Annotated in this window: 12 protein-coding genes and 1 pseudogene; 6 read left to right on the forward strand and 7 right to left on the reverse strand. The window is 63.0% G+C overall.

Features of this window, described 5'->3' with window-relative positions:
• Positions 1 to 96 precede the first annotated feature (96 nt).
• A complete protein-coding gene (gene nirD, locus AC3WP7_RS23940) occupies positions 97 to 459 on the reverse strand; it encodes a nitrite reductase small subunit NirD (protein WP_093121166.1) in 363 nt (120 codons plus the stop codon).
• Complete coding sequence (nirB, locus tag AC3WP7_RS23945; RefSeq protein WP_102593180.1) at positions 459 to 2999, reverse strand: nitrite reductase large subunit NirB; 2541 nt, start codon at positions 2997 to 2999, stop codon at positions 459 to 461. Before nirB ends, nirD begins: the two co-directional genes overlap by 1 nt.
• A gap of 516 nt (positions 3000 to 3515) precedes the next feature.
• Between nirB and AC3WP7_RS23950 the strand changes: the two genes are divergently transcribed.
• From AC3WP7_RS23950 to AC3WP7_RS23960, 3 genes and pseudogenes are all read left to right on the forward strand, one after another.
• Entirely contained in the window at positions 3516 to 7490 is a 3975-nt protein-coding gene (locus tag AC3WP7_RS23950) for a bifunctional nitrate reductase/sulfite reductase flavoprotein subunit alpha (RefSeq protein WP_102592575.1), read from the forward strand.
• 232 nt (positions 7491 to 7722) lie between these two features.
• Positions 7723 to 8676: pseudogene (locus AC3WP7_RS23955) on the forward strand (cache domain-containing protein); the annotation flags it as partial.
• A gap of 198 nt (positions 8677 to 8874) precedes the next feature.
• Positions 8875 to 9579 carry a methyl-accepting chemotaxis protein gene (locus tag AC3WP7_RS23960; RefSeq protein WP_428842195.1) on the forward strand — a complete coding sequence of 235 codons (705 nt, stop codon included), beginning with the start codon at positions 8875 to 8877 and terminating at the stop codon, positions 9577 to 9579.
• Positions 9580 to 9613: 34 nt separating this feature from the next.
• Here the strand turns inward: AC3WP7_RS23960 and AC3WP7_RS23965 are convergent, their stop codons facing one another.
• The 3 genes from AC3WP7_RS23965 to AC3WP7_RS23975 are packed head-to-tail and all read right to left on the reverse strand — an operon-like array spanning position 9614 to position 11943.
• A complete protein-coding gene (locus tag AC3WP7_RS23965; RefSeq protein ID WP_102592576.1) occupies positions 9614 to 10390 on the reverse strand; it encodes a nucleotidyltransferase domain-containing protein in 777 nt (258 codons plus the stop codon).
• Entirely contained in the window at positions 10387 to 10866 is a 480-nt protein-coding gene (locus tag AC3WP7_RS23970; RefSeq protein WP_071487885.1) for a P-loop nucleotide/nucleoside kinase family protein, read from the reverse strand. The genes AC3WP7_RS23965 and AC3WP7_RS23970 overlap by 4 nt, the downstream gene beginning before the upstream one ends.
• Positions 10867 to 10914: 48 nt before the next feature.
• Positions 10915 to 11943: an apurinic/apyrimidinic endonuclease family protein gene (locus tag AC3WP7_RS23975; protein WP_102592577.1), complete on the reverse strand. Its 1029-nt coding sequence runs from the start codon at positions 11941 to 11943 to the stop codon at positions 10915 to 10917.
• A gap of 174 nt (positions 11944 to 12117) precedes the next feature.
• Between AC3WP7_RS23975 and AC3WP7_RS23980 the strand changes: the two genes are divergently transcribed.
• The 3 genes from AC3WP7_RS23980 (at position 12118) to AC3WP7_RS23990 (ending at position 14811) form a co-directional block, all read left to right on the forward strand.
• Positions 12118 to 12531 (forward strand): DUF2231 domain-containing protein, encoded by a 414-nt coding sequence (locus AC3WP7_RS23980; protein WP_071487887.1) that lies wholly within the window; start codon positions 12118 to 12120, stop codon positions 12529 to 12531.
• A complete protein-coding gene (locus AC3WP7_RS23985) occupies positions 12528 to 13820 on the forward strand; it encodes a PQQ-dependent sugar dehydrogenase (RefSeq protein WP_093121172.1) in 1293 nt (430 codons plus the stop codon). The genes AC3WP7_RS23980 and AC3WP7_RS23985 overlap by 4 nt, the downstream gene beginning before the upstream one ends.
• 70 nt (positions 13821 to 13890) lie before the next feature.
• On the forward strand, positions 13891 to 14811 hold the full coding sequence (locus AC3WP7_RS23990) for a bifunctional helix-turn-helix transcriptional regulator/GNAT family N-acetyltransferase (protein WP_071487889.1): 921 nt from the start codon (positions 13891 to 13893) through the stop codon (positions 14809 to 14811).
• Positions 14812 to 14848: 37 nt separating this feature from the next.
• Here the strand turns inward: AC3WP7_RS23990 and AC3WP7_RS23995 are convergent, their stop codons facing one another.
• Both AC3WP7_RS23995 and AC3WP7_RS24000 read right to left on the reverse strand, forming a co-directional pair.
• Positions 14849 to 16252, reverse strand: coding sequence for an MFS transporter (locus tag AC3WP7_RS23995; protein WP_092244027.1), 1404 nt, complete (start codon positions 16250 to 16252; stop codon positions 14849 to 14851).
• Between the two features lie 143 nt (positions 16253 to 16395).
• Positions 16396 to 16926, reverse strand: a complete 531-nt coding sequence (locus AC3WP7_RS24000; RefSeq protein WP_093529949.1) for a GNAT family N-acetyltransferase — start codon at positions 16924 to 16926, stop codon at positions 16396 to 16398.
• Positions 16927 to 16960 lie beyond the last annotated feature (34 nt).

A 16960-nucleotide genomic window follows, 5' to 3' on the forward strand; every position in this document is an offset into this window, starting at 1 on the left:
CGCGGGGCAAGCCCGCTCGCCACAACAAGCCCATTCACCTCAGCAAGGCCATTCACCTCAGCAAGCCCGTTCACCTCAGCAAGCCCGCGCACGGCATCAATCCAACGCCAACTCCACCACCCCACCGTTCAACCGCACCGGCCATACCCGCAAGCGCTGCTCCGGCGCCTCCAGGCACTGCCCGTCTGCCAGGCGGTAATGCTGTTTGTAAATCGGCGCTGCCACCACCAGTTCACCCTTGATGCTGCCGATCAAACCGCGACCGATCACATTCGCCCCCGACTGCGGGTCGTGATTGTCGATGGCATACAGCGTCTGCGCCTGCGCGCCCGGCAGGTAGAACAGTGCGACTTGCGCGCCGTCCAGCCACACCACCACGCCGGAGTTGCTCACCAGGTCTTGCTCGCGGCACACCTGCGTCCAGGTGGCCAGGTTGCGTTGGGTAGTGGCTTGGCTCATCAGGCAATCTCCTCGGTGACGGCAATCAGGTTGAGTTCGGCGGCCATGATTGGCCGGCGCTGGCCGCGTTCCTGGACGAAGTGGATGTCCGGGTCGGGGCGTTTGTCGTTGACGAAGGTGCGGAAGCGCTTGAGTTTTTCCGGGTCCTTGAGGGCGTTGGCCCACTCGCATTCGTAGCGGTCGACCACCTGTTGCATCTGCGCTTCGAGTTCGGCGCCCAGGCCCAGGCTGTCGTGCAGGATCACGTCCTTGAGAAAATCCAGGCCGCCTTCCAGGCTCTCGCGCCACACCGAGGTGCGCTGCAACTTGTCGGCGGTGCGGATGTAGAACATCAGGAAGCGGTCGATGTAGCGGATCAGCGTGGCGTCATCCAGGTCGGTGGCGAACAGCTCCGCATGGCGCGGGCGCATGCCGCCGTTGCCGGCGATGTAGAGGTTCCAGCCTTTCTCGGTGGCGATCACGCCCACGTCCTTGCTCTGGGCTTCGGCGCACTCGCGGGTGCAACCGGACACCGCGAACTTGAGCTTGTGCGGCGAACGCAGGCCCTTGTAGCGGTCTTCGATCAGCAGCGCCATTTTCACGCTGTCTTGCACGCCGTAGCGGCACCAGGTGCTGCCCACGCAGGACTTCACCGTACGCGTGGACTTGCCGTACGCATGGCCGGTCTCGAAACCGGCCGCGATCAATTCGCCCCAGATATCCGGCAACTCGTGCAGCTGTGCGCCAAACAGGTCGATGCGCTGGCCGCCGGTGATCTTGGTGTAGAGGTCATATTTCTTCGCCACTTCACCGATCACAATGAGTTTGTCCGCAGTGATCTCGCCACCCGGAATACGCGGCACCACCGAATAGGTGCCGTTCTTCTGCATGTTGGCCATGAACGTATCGTTGGTGTCCTGCAACGGCACTAGGGACGGGTCCATGATCGGCTGGTTCCAGCACGACGCCAGGATCGAGCCCACCGCCGGCTTGCACACGTCGCAACCAGTGTGACCACGGCCATGTTTGGCCAGCAGTTCGTCGAAGGTGACGATGCCTTCCACGCGCACCAGCGCGTACAGCTCCTGGCGGGTATGGGCAAAGTGTTCGCACAGGCTCTTATCGACACTCACGCCACGGGCGATCAGCTCATGCTCGAACACCTGCTTGAGCAACCCGGCGCAGCCGCCGCAACCGGTGCAGGCCTTGGTCTGCGACTTGAGCAGGCCGAGCTCGCTGCAACCGCCGTCGATGGCAGAGCAGATCGCGCCTTTGGTCACGTTATGGCAAGAGCACACGGTAGCCGATTCCGGCAGCGCGCCGGGACCGAGGGTGGGTGCGCCGCTGGAAGACGGCAGGATCAGGCTGGCCGGTTCGGACGGCAACGCGATGCCGTTCTGCATGTACTGCAGCAAGGTGTCGTAGTAGCTGTTATCGCCGACCAATACGGCACCGATCACCTGCTTGCCCGAAGCATCCACCACCAGGCGCCGATAGCTGGCACTGGCCTCGTCGATGAATTGGTAGCTGCGCGCCCCGGGCGTGTGGGCATGGGCGTCGCCGATGGAACCCACGTCCACGCCGAGCAGCTTGAGCTTGGTCGACATGTCGGCGCCCACAAACGGCTCGGCGGTTTGCGCGCAGAGCAGCGCGGCGACGCCTCGCGCCATCTGGTAGCCCGGCGCGACCAGGCCGAACAGGCTGCCGTTCCAGCAAGCGCACTCGCCAATCGCGTAGATATTCGGGTCGCAGCTCAGGCATTCATCGTTGATCACCACACCGCCACGCGGGCCGATGTCCAGGCCGGCCTTGCGGGCCAGTGCGTCCTGGGCGCGGATGCCGGCGGAGAACACGATCAGGTCGGTTTCGAGGAATTCGTCATTGGCAAAGTTCATGCGGTAGCGGTACTGCTCGCCGGCGCTGATCGACTGGGTCGCACGGGACAAATGCACGCCCACGCCCAGCCGCTCGATCTGCGCCTTGAGCGCCAGGCCGCCGAAGTCATCCAGTTGCACCGGCATCAGGCGCGGCGCGAACTCCACCACATGGGCTTCAAGGCCCAGGCTTTTCAGCGCATTGGCGGCTTCCAGGCCTAGCAGGCCACCGCCCACCACCACGCCGCGTCGGGCATTGGCGGCGGCCTTGCGGATCGCATCCAGGTCTTCAAGGGTGCGATACACCAGGCGTGAGTCGCCCTCGGCGCCTTCGATCGGCGGCACGAACGGATAGGAACCGGTGGCCAGTACCAGCTTGTCGTAGGCGACACAGCCGTCGGCGGTGATCACTTCACAGCGGGCGCGGTCGATCTCCAGCACCGGCACGCCCAGGTGCAGGGTCACCCCCGGCGTCTGGTACAGCGCAGCGTCGGACAGCGCCAGCGACTCGGCATCGCGCCCGGTGAAATACTCGGACAGATGCACCCGGTCATAGGCGCGCATCGGCTCCTCGCTGAACACGTGCAAACGGTAGTGAGCCAACGCGCCGCGTTCGATCAGTTGCGCCACACAGTGGTGGCCGACCATGCCATTGCCGACGACGATCAAGGTTTTGAGAGGGTTCATAGTAAGCACCTGACAACGCTCATCACGGTTTTAAAAGCAAAAAAAAACGCCTGAAACCTTGCGGTTCCAGGCGTCTTTGCCTGTTCTTGTGCGGGTTCGGACCAGGCGACTGCGCCGGATTCACCGCTATTGCCCTGGTTGTCGATCGTCGTTGACCGAGGTGGGTTGATGGGAAGCTTGCAGGGTCTGTGCCAAGCGAAGACAAAGCCCGCACTCAAGGCATCACACGCAAAACAAAGGCGATGAAACTGCGCGTAATCGCCTCCAACTGGTGCGCCTCGCGTCATAAAAGTGCACAAACCCCTTCTGTGGCGAGCGGGCTTGCCCCGCGTAGGGCGGCTTCGCAGCCCTACGCGGGGCAAGCCCGCTCGCCACAAAAAAACCTGGCGCGTGACTTGCTAGGAACACTCCAACCAGGCAGTCAACGCAGACTGCCCTCTCACGACAAAGGCGCCGTGTAACTCCCGTTCTGAACGGAGGGTTACAAGGCGCCTTTTTTGTTTATACGGGTTTCAGATGGCCAACCAAAACATACGCAGTGTGTGTCCCTATTGTGGCGTGGGCTGCGGCATCATCCTGCAGGTCGAGCACAATAAAGTGGTCAAGGTGATCGGCGACAAGGCCCACCCCACCAACTTCGGGCGCCTGTGCACCAAGGGCACTACCTGCGGCCAGGCCATCGCCGAGTCCGGCCGCATGGAGAACGCCTATGTGCGCCAGGCCCGCGACCATGACCCCGTACGCCTCGGCATGGACAAGGCCATCAGCGAAACCGCCCGGCGCCTGCGCCAGACCCTCGACACACACGGCCCGGACGCGCTGGCCTTCTACGTATCAGGTCAGATGTCGCTGGAGTCCCAGTACCTGATCAACAAATTGGCCAAGGGCTTTGTGCGCACCGCCAACATCGAGTCCAACTCGCGCCTGTGCATGGCCAGCGCCGGCAGTGGCTACAAACTGTCCCTCGGTTCCGACGGCCCACCGGGCTCCTATGAAGACTTCGACCGCGCCGACCTGTTCTTCGTGATCGGCGCGAACATGGCCGACTGTCACCCTATCCTGTTCCTGCGCATGATGGACCGGGTCAAGGCCGGGGCGAAGCTGATCGTGGTCGACCCCCGGCGCAGCGCCACGGCAGACAAGGCCGACCTGTTCCTGCCGATCAACCCCGGCACCGACCTGGCCCTGCTCAATGGCCTGTTGCACCTGCTGCTGAAAAACGGCCATACCGATCCTGCCTTCATCGCGAACTTCACCGAAGGCTGGGAGGCGATGCCGCCATTTCTGGAGGACTATTACCCCGAGCACGTCGCCGCCATCACCGGCCTCGCCGAAGCGGATATCCGCCAAGCCGCCGACTGGATCGGCCAGGCCACCGAGTGGATGAGCTGCTGGACCATGGGCCTCAACCAGAGCACCCACGGCACCTGGAACACCAACGCGCTGTGCAACCTGCACCTGGCCACCGGCGCCATTTGCCGCACAGGCAGCGGGCCGTTTTCCCTCACCGGCCAACCCAATGCCATGGGCGGCCGCGAGATGGGCTACATGGGCCCGGGCCTGCCGGGGCAGCGCTCAGTGTTGGTGGACGCGGACCGCGCCTTCATCGAAAACCTGTGGCAGATCCCCCACGACAGCCTGCCGCGCCAGGCCGGCAGTGGCACCGTGGCGATGTTCGAGCAGATGGCCGCCGGCCGGATCAAGGCCTGCTGGATCATCTGCACCAACCCGGTGGCCAGCGTGCCCAACCGGCAAACCGTGATCAACGGCCTGCACACCGCCGAGCTGGTGATCAGCCAGGACGCCTTCCTCGACACCGAGACCAACCGCTACGCCGACATCCTGCTGCCCGGCGCACTGTGGGCCGAGGCCGAGGGCGTGATGATCAACTCCGAGCGCAACCTGACCCTGATGCAAAAGGCCGTGGACGCGCCCGGCGAGACCCTGCCCGACTGGCAGATCATCGCCCGGGTCGCCTGTGAGATGGGCTTTGCCGAGGCCTTCACCTACGCATCCGCCGCCGAGGTCTTTGAAGAAATCAAACAGGCCTGGAACCCCAAGACCGGCTACGACATCCGTGGCGCCAGCTACCCGCGCCTGCGTGAAAACCCTGTGCAATGGCCCTGCGCATCGGTTGAGGCAGCGCACCGCAACCCGATCCGCTACCGTCATGGCGGCACCCTCACCTTCGCCACCGAAAGCGGCAAGGCGCGGTTCTTCGCTCGCGCGCATATGCCGCCCGCCGAGATGCCCGACGACGGGTTTCCCTTCGTGCTCAACACCGGTCGTGTGCAGCACCAGTGGCACACCCTGACCAAGACCGGCAAGATCGCCACCCTGAACAGACTCAACCCCGGCCCCTTCGTCGAACTGCACCCCGAAGACGCCGCCCGCCTGGGCATCAAGGACAAGGACCGGGTCGAAATACGCTCCCGGCGCGGTCACGCCGTGCTGCCCGCCGTGGTCACCGACCGCGTGCAGCCGGGCAACTGCTTTGCGCCGTTTCACTGGAACGATGTGTTCGGCGAACACCTGGCGATCAACGCAGTGACCCATGATGCGGTGGACCCGATTTCCCTGCAGCCGGAGTTCAAGTGCTGCGCCGTCGCCCTCAGCCGTGTCGAGCTGATCGACCACCAGTTCCTCGACCTCCCTTCCCCCGTAGCAGAGGACACCGCCATGTCGCGCCTCGACGCCTTCGCCGACATCACCGGCATCCGCCACCTATCGCCACCGCCCCTGAACGACAGCGAACGCACCTACCTCGCCGGCTTCCTCAGCGGCTTGCACACCAGCGCCGCGCGCCAGGGTTTCGGCGTACCGACCCTGCCGGCGACTGCGCCGCTGACCGAGGCGTCACGCTTATGGCTGAACGGCTTGCTCGCCGGCTTGTTCAGTCCTACAGAACCCCTCGCCGCGCCCTCCCCGGCCGTCACCCTGCTGTGGGCCTCGCAGACCGGCAATGCCGAAGCCCTGGCCGAACGCTTTGCCAAGCGCCTGCGCGAAACAGGCATCAGCGTGGAACTGAGCGCGATGGCGGATTTCCCCGCGAGTAAACTGGCAAGCACCCACACCCTGGCGCTGATCAGCAGCACCTTTGGCGACGGCGACCCGCCCGACAACGGCGAAGGTTTCTGGCACAGCCTGCGCACCGCCGAGACTCGCCTGGAGTCGTTGCGCTTTGCGGTATTGGCCTTGGGCGACGCCAACTACGAGCAGTTCTGCAACCACGGCAAGCAACTGGACCGGCGCCTGCTGGAACTGGGGGCAACGCGCCTGCTGGAACGGGTGGACTGCGACACTGAATTCGAAGCCGCCGCGGATGCCTGGCTGGCGCGGTTCCAGCAGGCACTCAACCCGGCAAAACCGGTGGCACCGGCGACTCCCACCGGTAAAACCAAGCTGTACGGCTCGCGCCTGCTGCTCAACCGCCATCTCAACCCGCACAGCGCGCACAAGGAAACCCGCCAGTTCGCCCTGGACCTGGCCGACTCCGGGCTGACCTATGAAGCCGGGGATGCCCTGGGCATACGACCACGCAACTGCCCCGAACTGGTCAGCGAACTGCTCGACCTCACCCGCCTGAATGCCAGTACTTGCGTGAACATCGACACCTTCGGCGATGTGCCGTTGCAACAGGCCCTCACCCAGCACTTCGAAATCGCCCGGCCCAGCAGCGACACCCTGGCCTTCATCGCCGAGCGCAGCGCCAACCCGGGTCTCAAGCACTTGCTCAACCCCGAGCACAAGGCCGAACTCAATGACTGGCTGTGGGGCCGGCAACTGGCGGATGTGTTGCAGGAATACCCCATCGACTGTTCGGCGGACGAGCTGCTGGGCACCCTCAAGCGTCTGCAACCGCGCTTGTATTCGATTGCCTCCAGCGCCAAGGCGTACCCGCACGAGGTGCACCTCACCGTGGCCGCTGTGCGTTATGGCAAGCGCAAAGGCGTGTCGTCGACCTTCCTCGCCGACCGCGTCGGTGACGGGGAAGTGCCGCTGTTCGTGCAACCGTCGAAACACTTCCGCACGCCCAGCGACGCAGAGGTGCCGATGATCATGATCGGCCCCGGCACCGGCATCGCGCCGTTCCGTGGGTTCTTGCAGGAGCGCCGGGCGCTGGGTCATCAGGGACGCAACTGGCTGTTCTTCGGCGAGCAGCACGCCGCCAGCGACTTCTACTACCAGGACGAGTTGCAAGGTATGCAGCGCGATGGCCTGCTCACCCACCTGAGCCTGGCGTTCTCTCGCGACCAGGCGCAAAAGGTGTATGTGCAGGACCGCATCCGCGATCAGGGCGCCGAGCTTTGGCGCTGGCTACAGGACGGCGCCAGGCTTTACGTCTGCGGCGATGCCAGCCACATGGCCAAGGACGTCGACCAGGCCTTGCGCCTGGTCGCGCAAACCCACGGCGGGCTTGGCGTGGAGGGCGCCGTAGAGTACTGGCGGCAGATGAGCGAACAGAAGCGTTATCTGCGTGATGTGTACTGATTGGATACAGAACAATATGCACTTTGTATTGTGTACAAAAAACCCTAAAGATTTATCGGTGCCAGGCCGAAACAGCAGTGATAGCAAATCGCCTGACTCCTGATCGAGGAATGCAGCGATTTGGCCGCCCTTCACGCTGATGGTCGTCTCGATGAAAATAAAAAATAAGCTGGTCCTGGCATTTGTCTCTGTTGCATTTATTCCGGTCAGCCTGGTGGCCGTGATTTCGGTCATGAACACGCGGACCCAGGCGGTGGATCAGTTCATCGATGGCAGCACCCGGGAGATTCGCCAGATCGACGGTAACATTCGCCAGTTCTTCGATGGCACGTTGCAAAACGTCGATCAGATGGCCACTGATCCTGTATACACTTCTGTCGGCACGCTGAAGAACTACCAGGCCGCCGATGCCGCCAGCCAACCGCTGCCGGCCGAGGCGCAAGCCGTGATCGAGCGCTTCGCACGCTTTGGCGCCACCCACCCGGCGGCAGCGATCCTGTCCATCGGCCTGGAAGACGGCACCTACGCCAAATGGCCGGATGACCCCCAACTGGCCAAATACGACCCGCGCACCCGCCCCTGGTACAAGGCGGCCATGGCCAGCCCCGGCAAAACCGTGCGCACCCCCGCGTATTACTACGACAAGGACGATGTAGCATTGGTGGGCACCGCCCGGGCGATGCTGGAAAACGGCAAGGCCAAGGGCGTGTTCGTGGTCAGCGTCTCCCTGAAAAACCTCACCGAGCTGGTCAAGAGCATCAAGCTGGGCGAAAGCGGCTACGTGATGCTGATCGAAGACGGCGTGGTGCTGGTGGACCCGCGTGACGCCGCCCACAGCTTCAAGCCGCTCAAGGACCTGGGCGCGCCCTACGCGCAGTTGGCCGACACGCCTCAGGGATCCACCGAGGTGGTGATCGATGGCGTGCGCTACATGGCCAACGTGTGGACCTCCCCCGGCCTTGGCTGGCGCTACATCGGCCTGATCGAACACCGTGAAGTCATGGCCGAAGCCACGCGCATGACCTACCTCACGGCCATCATCGTCGGCGTGCTGGTGCTGATCTTCGGGCTGATCGCGGCGGCGTTCTCCAAGGTCATCGTCAAGCCCATCGGCCAGGTCAGCACCGGCTTGCAGTCCATCGCCCAGGGCGAAGGCGACTTGCGCCACGAACTGCAGGTACAGGGCAAGGATGAAACCGCCGAGCTGGCCGGCTGGTTCAACAAGTTCCTCGCGGCGATCCGCCAACTGATCCAGCACATCGGCGCGGCGTCGGCCAATTTGCAGAACGCTTCCAAGGTCAACAGCGAGGTGGCGCACAATATGAACGAGGCGGCCGGACGCCAGCGCGAGGCCGTTGAATTGGTGTCGACCGCATTCAATGAAATGGTCGCCACCGCCAACGAAGTCGCCCGTTCCTGCAGCGGCGCCGCGGAGTCCGCCGAAAACGGCCACCGGCGCGTGGCCGAGGGCAAGCAGCAGATCGAAGTCACCACCGACAACGTCAATCGCCTGGGGCGCCGTCTCACCGAGTCGTCCCAGGCCATGGTCGAACTGGAAGCTGGCAGCCGCAGCATCAACCAGATCCTCGGCACCATCCGCGCGATTGCCGAACAGACCAACCTGCTGGCCCTCAACGCCGCCATCGAGGCCGCCCGGGCCGGTGACCAGGGCCGTGGCTTCGCGGTGGTGGCCGATGAAGTGCGTGCCCTGGCCAAGCGCACGTCCGACTCCACCGGCGAGATCGAGCAACTGCTCGGCACCCTGGAAAACAAGACCCAGGAAGTCACCCAGAAGATGGGCAGTTGCCTGGACTTGTCGCGGGCCAGTGTGTCATCCATCGAAAGTGCGCGGGACAGCTTCGAAGGTATCCAGACGTCGGTGAACGAGATCCGCGACCAGAACCTGCAGATTTCCGCCGCCGCCGAGGAACAACACAGCGTGGCCGAAGAGATCAACCGGCACATCCAGCAGATCTACGACGAGGCACGCCTGGTGGAGAGCCTGGCCAACTCGGCGCAGGACGACTCGGGGCGCTTGTCCACTCTGTCGGATGAATTGAATGGATTGGTGGGGCGCTTCAAGTCCTGAGGAAGTCAGTGCTCTGGCGCCATATGGCAAACGCTCAAATGCGCGATTGCGCAACCATCCAGGCGTGGAACGCCTGAAGTCGAGCCGTGAATGTTTCACGGTCGGCACTCGGGTTCCGGGCCTCGAACAAAAAGAAGGCCACCTGAGTCATCTTGGATGGGTACTCCTTCACGAACAGCGCCACATGCATTTCCAGCGTATGCGGCCACGATGCCTGCTCACCGCAGAGTATCTGGGTGGCTCTGAGCAGCTTGCGTGACGCTTCGCGCTGCAGGCGGAGTCGCTCCTGCTCGTTGGCGGCATGTGCGATGCGGCCAAGGTAAGCGGTGAGCACCGCTTCAAAGTCACCGTTCACGGCCAGGGCAATATCCAGTGATGGCCGAAACCGCTCGAACTGCGCCGACAGATCATTGCCCCACACGCACCGGCAGTGGTGCTTGAGCCAGAATCCCCAGCTGTTGCTGTTTTCGATGGCCAGGACCTGTGCGCGGCTGCCAATATCGAAATCCACCTTGGTGACTTGCGGGTACCGCACGGCCAGGTCGCATCGCACCCGTTCCAACCGCTCCAAAACTGCAGAGGTCGGCGGCTCACATAGCACCACCGTCAGATCAAGATCGGAAACGCCCGGCAGCGCATCGCCACGCGCGACGCTGCCATAAAGATAAAGGCCGTCCACTCCCAAGTCAGGCTGCGAGAGCACGTTGCAGACAGCCTCGAGCAGTGGCTGAAACTCACGCTGCACGGGGACGTGGGGAACCGTAAGGATAAAGCCCTCAGCGTCCACCCCCGTGGATTGCGCCGGGCTCATGGATGATGCCTCTCGATCACCAGGCCCTCAGCCTCGCTCGGTACACTGAAATGGCGGGTAATCAGATCAAACTCAGCATCAGTGGCGGCAAAGTCATGCTCACCCTGGGCGTTGCGCGCATGCAGCCTGGCCCGACAGGTGGCGTCATCCAGCTCCAGGTAGTGCAGGCAGTGCCGGGCCTTGGCGGCGTGTGCCAACCCCAGCAGCCATTCGCGACTGGCCACTGTATTGGCAGGGAAATCCAGCACCACGTCGAGGCCCGACTGCAGCACATTGATCACCAAGGGGCCCAGTACGCCGCGAATACGCTGGGCGCATTTGATGTAATCCGCAATGGCGTGGATTTCACCGGGGTAAAGCGTGGCGAGCCAGTGGTCTTCGCTGAGTACAATGGCAGCGTGCTCAGTGGCGAGGGTCTTGGCGAGTGTGGACTTGCCGGAGGCGATCTTGCCGCAGAGCAAATGCAGGGTTGGCATGGGGCGGTTCCTTATGTCAGTCCCGCCAGCATGACCGCCATGGATTGATCACACAACGCCCCGTTTCCAATGCTCGTGGAACGCCAGGGCCGCGACATTCTTGTCCTTGGCTTCGAGCATGATGTCGAAGCGGTCGAGAAACTGCAGCGCATAATCGTTGGTCCAGCGGTTCCACATCTGTGCGCTGTGGGCGTAGAGGTCGCGCTTGGACACCACCTGCAACAGCGCGTCCATTTCCAGCTTGTGTTCGGCATCAAAGCCCAGCTCTTGCAGGCTCTCAGGGGGCTGGGAGTAATGCATGGTCGGTCGCACGCCGCGCCAGCTTTCAATTACCCGGGCGACCCGCTCCGAGTGGGGGTCGATGTAGTCGTTTTCGTTGATCCAGCAGTGGTGGATGTCCAGGACCACCGGTGCCAGGTCGGCGACTTGCAGGCAATGGTCCAGGCCATAGGTCTTTTCGTCGTTCTCGAACGTGATGCAGTTGCGCGCCACCTCCGACAGGCGCGACCACACGGCGCGGGTGCCTTCCACGCCGAGGCGGCCGGCGATATGCACGTTGCACTTGAGGTCCTGGAAGCGCCGGCCATAACCCATCATGCGGATCATGTCGGCGTGGTATTCGAATTCGGCGAGGCTGTTTTCCACCACGCCGGGGTTTTCCGAGCCGAGTACACAGTATTGGCCCGGGTGGAATGACAGGCGGATATCCGAGGCGCGGGCCAGCTCACCGATGGCGGCAAAACCCTCAACCAATTGACGCTCGATAGCCGGGTCCTTGTAGACGCTGGCCACTTTGGGATGGCTGTAGAACGGCAACAGGTCGCTGCTCAAGCGCAGCATGCGCAGGGTCGAAGGCAATTCAGCGACATACGCCAGCAGGCGCAATTGAGCGGCCAGGTTGTGCGTGACCACTTCCACCAGTTTGTCCCGGGCCACCTGCGGTGTAACGCTGTCCATCCAACGCAACGTGGTGGTGCGCGGGTTGAACGGACCTTCGATCAGCTTTTGGGCGCTGGCCGACAGTAGCCGTTCGGGATGTTTGTATTGGCACGCGAAGCCAATGCGTGAGTGAGTCATGGAGGCGCCTGGCGTAGGAAAAAGGAGCGAATGATACGGGGTTAGTCCGGGGTCGACCCAGGCGGGTTCCCACTATTTCGAAACGTTTCACGCTGAACTTTCTCACCGGCGCTGCGTTCACTTCTTATGCGCTGCCCCGTCCAGGGGCGTTGTACAACAAGGAGCCGCCCCCGTATGACTACCCTCCCCGTTTACCGATATGCCCCAGGGCCGCTGCATGCGACCTTGCTCGCCGGCACCGTGCCGTTGTTTCTTGGTGCCTTGCTCAGCGACATTGCCTACACCCAGACCTACCAGATCCAATGGGCCAACTTCGCCTCCTGGCTGATTGCCGGCGCGTTGGTGTTCGCAGGTTTCGCGTTTCTGTTCGCGCTGGTCAACCTGCTGCGCGCCGAGCACAAGGCCGGTCAACCCACTCGCTATGTGCTGTTGCTGTTGGCCACTTGGGTACTGGGCCTGGTCAATGCCTTCCAGCATGCCAAGGACGCCTACGCCTCGATGCCCGGCGGCCTGATCCTGTCGGCCATTGTCTTGCTGCTGACGTTGGCGGCCACATGGACCGGCCTGCGTTCGGGAGGTGTCAAATGAAAACGTCCAGCACCCTGACCCTATTGAGCGCCGCGCTGTTGCTGAGTGCCTGCGGTGGCGAAGGCGACAAGACCCAGGCCCGTGGCCCCGATCCCAAGCTGCCGGAACAGCAAAGCAGCCTGTTGCCGAGCATGAAAATCGCCGAACCTGCGCCCTGGGGCGAACAGAAACCCAAGGTGCCGGACGGCTACAGCATCACCGCGATTGCCACCGACCTGGCGATCCCGCGCCAGACCCTGGTGCTGCCCAACGGCGATATCCTGGTTGCCGAAGGCCGTGGCGGCAGTGCGGCCAAGCTCAAGCCCAAGGATGTGATCGCCAGCCTGATCAAGGCCGAGGGCAACACCAAGGTCAAGAGCGGCAACCGCCTGACCCTGCTGCGCGACGCCGATGGTGACGGCACCTACGAACTCAAGACCGTATTCGCCGACAACCTCAATGCGCCCTATGGCCTGGCGTTTGCCAACGGCAAACTCTACGTGGCCAACCAGGACGCACTGGTGAGCTTCGACTACGCCGACGGCCAGACCAAAGCCAGCGGCCCGCCGAGCACCGTCACCGACCTGCCGGCGCAGATCAACCATCACTGGACCAAGTCCCTGGCCGTGAGCGCCGATGGCAGCCAGCTTTATGTGGGCATCGGCTCCAACAGCAACGTCACCGAACGCGGCATGGAAGTGGAGATCGACCGTGCGATGGTCTGGCAGATCGATGCCGCCACCGGGGCGCACAAGCCCTACGCCACTGGCTTGCGCAACCCCACGGCACTGACCATCCAGCCGGACACCGGGCACCTGTGGACGGTGGTCAACGAGCGCGACGAACTGGGCCCGGACCTGGTGCCGGACTACCTGACCTCGGTGCGTGAAGGCGCGTTCTACGGCTGGCCGTACAGCTACTGGGGCCAGAACGTCGACCCACGCGCTCAACCGCAGAACCCAGCCAAGGTGGCCGCCGCGATCAAGCCGGATTACAGCCTGGGCTCCCACGTGGCCGCCCTTGGCGTGGACTTTTCCATCCCGCAGATGGGCGAGCAGTTTGCCGATGGTGTGTTCGTCGGCGAGCACGGCAGTTGGAACCGCGACAACCCGGTGGGCTACAAGGTGATCTTCGTGCCGTTCAGCAATGGCAAGCCGTCCGGTGAGCCCATCGACTTCGCCACCGGCTTTCGCGGCGACGACGGCAAGACCCGTGGGCGCCCGGTGGGTGTGACGGTGGACCCGAAAGGTGCGCTGATCATTGCCGATGACCTGGCCAATACCGTTTGGCGCGTGACGCGGAACCGCTAAACAAAATGTTTGACATGGTTGCCTGAAGCAACAATATTGTTGCCTCAGGCAACCATTCGAGCATTTCAGCATGTCCACCCCCTTGCTTGTCGAACGCGCCGGCATCGTGCGCGGCTTCAACCGCTTCTACACCCACCAGATCGGCGTGTTGCAGGAACACTTGCTGCAAAGCGACTACTCCCTCACTGAAATCCGCGTGATGTACGAATTGTCTTCCCGGGGTGACCTCACCAGCGCCGACCTGTGCCAGATGCTCGGCCTCGACGCGGGTTACCTGAGCCGGTTGACCAGTGGCTTTGAAAAGCGCGGCCTGATCCAGAAAGTCCGCTGCGCCACCGACGCCCGCGCCGTGCAATTGCACCTCACCGACCACGGCCGCGCCGTGCTGGCGCCGCTGGAGCAGCAAACCCAGCGCGAAGTCATCGCCCTGCTCGAGAGCCTGCCCGAACCGCAACAGCAACAACTCACCGAAGCGATGAAGCGCATCCAGGCCCTGCTGCAAGGCACCGCGCCCAGCTATCTGCTGCGTGACCCGCAACCCGGCGACATGGGCCGCGTGGTGCAGCAGCAAACCGCGATCTATGCCCGTGAATACGGCTGGAATTGGGAATTCGAAGCGCTGGTGGCGGAGATCGTCGCCAAGTATCTGCGCGAATATGACCCCACGTGCGAGCGCTGCTGGATCGCGGAAAAGGACGGCGAGGTGGTGGGCTCGGTGTTCGTGATCCGCCATGACCAGACCACGGCCAAGCTGCGCATGCTCTACGTGGATGCCAGCGCACGGGGCATGGGTATCGGCCAGCGCCTGGTGGATGAGTGCGTACGCTTTGCCCGCCAGGTGGGCTACACACGCATGCTGCTGTGGACCGTGGATATTCTGACCGACGCGCGCAAGCTGTATCAGAAAGCCGGGTTCGAGCTGGTGGAGGAAGAGCCGATGGTCAGCTTCGGCAAAGCCCTGGTCAGCCAGACCTGGGCTCGCCCGCTGTGAAACAGCCCCGCGCCATGGCGGCGCGGGACGTGGAGCCTTACAGGTCAGTGATTTCCTTGTGGCGCGGCACCAACGTCTTCATCACGCTCCAGGCCACCAGGTAGGCCAGCGCACAGATCGCGAACATGATCATGTAGCCGGTATGGATGTCGTTGATGGACTTGTAGTAGTCGAACACCCAGCCGCCGATCTTGGTCATGACCACGCCGCCCAGGCCGCCGGCCATGCCGCCGATACCGACCACCGAGGCCACGGTTTTCTGCGGGAACATGTCCGAGACGGTGGTGAAGATGTTGCACGACCACGCCTGGTGCGCCGAGGCGCCCACACCGATCAGCAGTACCGGCACCCAGAAGCCGATATAGCCCAACGGCTGCGCCAGCAACACCACCAGCGGGAACAATGCGATCACCAGCATGGCTTTCATGCGCCCGTCGTACGGTGCATCGCCGCGCGCCATGAAGTAGCTGGGGAACCAGCCGCCACCAATGCTGCCGACCATGGTCATGCTGTACAGCACCGCCAGCGGCATGACGATATCGGCGCCTTTCATACCGTATTGCGCCGACAGGTAAGTGGGCAGCCAGAACAGGAAGAACCACCACACGCCATCGGTCATGAACTTGCCGAAGGCAAAGGCCCAGGTCTGGCGATAGGTGAGCAACTTGAACCAGGAGACTTTTTTCTCCACGGCGCCGGCCGGTGACGGGGTGAACGGCTGCACGGTCTGGTCACTGCGGATATAGGCCAGTTCTGCGGCCGACAGGCGTTTTTGCTCCTCCGGCTTGCGGTAGAGCGCGATCCACACCGCGACCCACACGAAGCCGAGCCCGCCGATCACGATAAACGCCGCTTCCCAGCCCCACAGACCGGCAATCAATGGCACGCAGATCGGCGCCAGGATCGCGCCCACGTTGGCGCCGGAGTTGAAGATACCGGTGGCCAGCGAGCGTTCTTTCTTGGGGAAATATTCGGCGGTGGCCTTGATCGCAATCGGGAAGTTGCCCGCCTCGCCAATCGCCAGCACCGCACGGGACAACATGAAGCCGGCAATCGACACCGGGATCACCGCCAGGCCGATCGCGCCGCTGATGACCGCGATGCCCTCGCCCATCGGCACCGAGAAGGCATGCATGATCGCGCCCGTGGACCAGATGCCAATCGCCACCACATAGGCCGCCTTGGTGCCGATCTTGTCGACGAAGCGCCCGGCGAACAGCATGGAGATCGCGTAGACAAACTGGAACACCGCCGCGATGTTCGCGTAGTCGGTGTTGCTCCAGCCAAATTGCGTGGACAACTGCGGTGCCAACAGGCTGAGCACCTGGCGGTCGAGGTAGTTGACGGTAGTCGCGAAGAACAGCATCGCGCAGATGGTCCAGCGATAGTTGCCTACCGCTTGGCCAACGCGGTGAGCGTGGATGGGCTCGTTCAAGTTCATGGCATCACTTTTTATTTTTGTTAGGTAGGACATATGTAACGTCATATGTCGTCGTACAACTGCGACTTTTATATCGGGCCGCCTACCGGCTGTCAATCTGAAAGATTGCCGTTTATCGAGGTTCTACGTGGGTCTGTAAAAGGTCAGGCAAATACAGTTGTAGGATGACAAATACGCATGACCAGGCTGGGCGCTTTGCCCGGTACATCGTCGAGCACACCAAAAGGCTGCATACCGATCTTTTCCAGCACCCGGATCGAGGCCCCATGATCCGGTCGCACCAGCCCGAACACCTCGGGCAACCCCAGGCTGTCGAATGCCAGCGCCAACGCGTCGTGCCCCAACTCGGTGGCATAGCCCTGCCCCCAGGCCTGCACCGCAAAACGGTAACCCAGGTTGATGCGCCGCTCGGTCAGGTAGTTGAGGGGCGCGATACCGCCGAAGCCGATGATGTGGTCCGGCGCCTCGCGCCGTGCAATCGCCCACCAGCCGTACCCTTGGGTCGCCCACTGTTCAAGCCAGTGATCCAGCAGACGCTGCGCCGCCTCCAGGCTGGCCATGGGGCCCGATGGGTTGAACAGGTTGGTCTGCGGGTCGCCGAAGATCGCGAACAATCGCTGCAGGTCGCCCGGCTGCGGCTGGCGGTAGACTAGGCGGGAATGGGCGGCTGGCATTCGCATAACTCGTGTGTGGAGGGACAAAGTTCAA

The organism is Pseudomonas sp. FW305-3-2-15-C-LB1 (assembly GCF_058787615.1).

Bases quoted from the DNA above. Each gene is read 5' to 3' on its own strand.
- nirD (WP_093121166.1), bottom strand. From the start codon at position 459: ATGAGCCAAGCCACTACCCAACGCAACCTGGCCACCTGGACGCAGGTG.
- nirB (WP_102593180.1), bottom strand. From the start codon at position 2,999: ATGAACCCTCTCAAAACCTTGATCGTCGTCGGCAATGGCATGGTCGGC.
- AC3WP7_RS23950 (WP_102592575.1), top strand. From the start codon at position 3,516: ATGGCCAACCAAAACATACGCAGTGTGTGTCCCTATTGTGGCGTGGGC.
- AC3WP7_RS23960 (WP_428842195.1), top strand. From the start codon at position 8,875: ATGGTCGCCACCGCCAACGAAGTCGCCCGTTCCTGCAGCGGCGCCGCG.
- AC3WP7_RS23965 (WP_102592576.1), bottom strand. From the start codon at position 10,390: ATGAGCCCGGCGCAATCCACGGGGGTGGACGCTGAGGGCTTTATCCTT.
- AC3WP7_RS23970 (WP_071487885.1), bottom strand. From the start codon at position 10,866: ATGCCAACCCTGCATTTGCTCTGCGGCAAGATCGCCTCCGGCAAGTCC.
- AC3WP7_RS23975 (WP_102592577.1), bottom strand. From the start codon at position 11,943: ATGACTCACTCACGCATTGGCTTCGCGTGCCAATACAAACATCCCGAA.
- AC3WP7_RS23980 (WP_071487887.1), top strand. From the start codon at position 12,118: ATGACTACCCTCCCCGTTTACCGATATGCCCCAGGGCCGCTGCATGCG.
- AC3WP7_RS23985 (WP_093121172.1), top strand. From the start codon at position 12,528: ATGAAAACGTCCAGCACCCTGACCCTATTGAGCGCCGCGCTGTTGCTG.
- AC3WP7_RS23990 (WP_071487889.1), top strand. From the start codon at position 13,891: ATGTCCACCCCCTTGCTTGTCGAACGCGCCGGCATCGTGCGCGGCTTC.
- AC3WP7_RS23995 (WP_092244027.1), bottom strand. From the start codon at position 16,252: ATGAACTTGAACGAGCCCATCCACGCTCACCGCGTTGGCCAAGCGGTA.
- AC3WP7_RS24000 (WP_093529949.1), bottom strand. From the start codon at position 16,926: ATGCCAGCCGCCCATTCCCGCCTAGTCTACCGCCAGCCGCAGCCGGGC.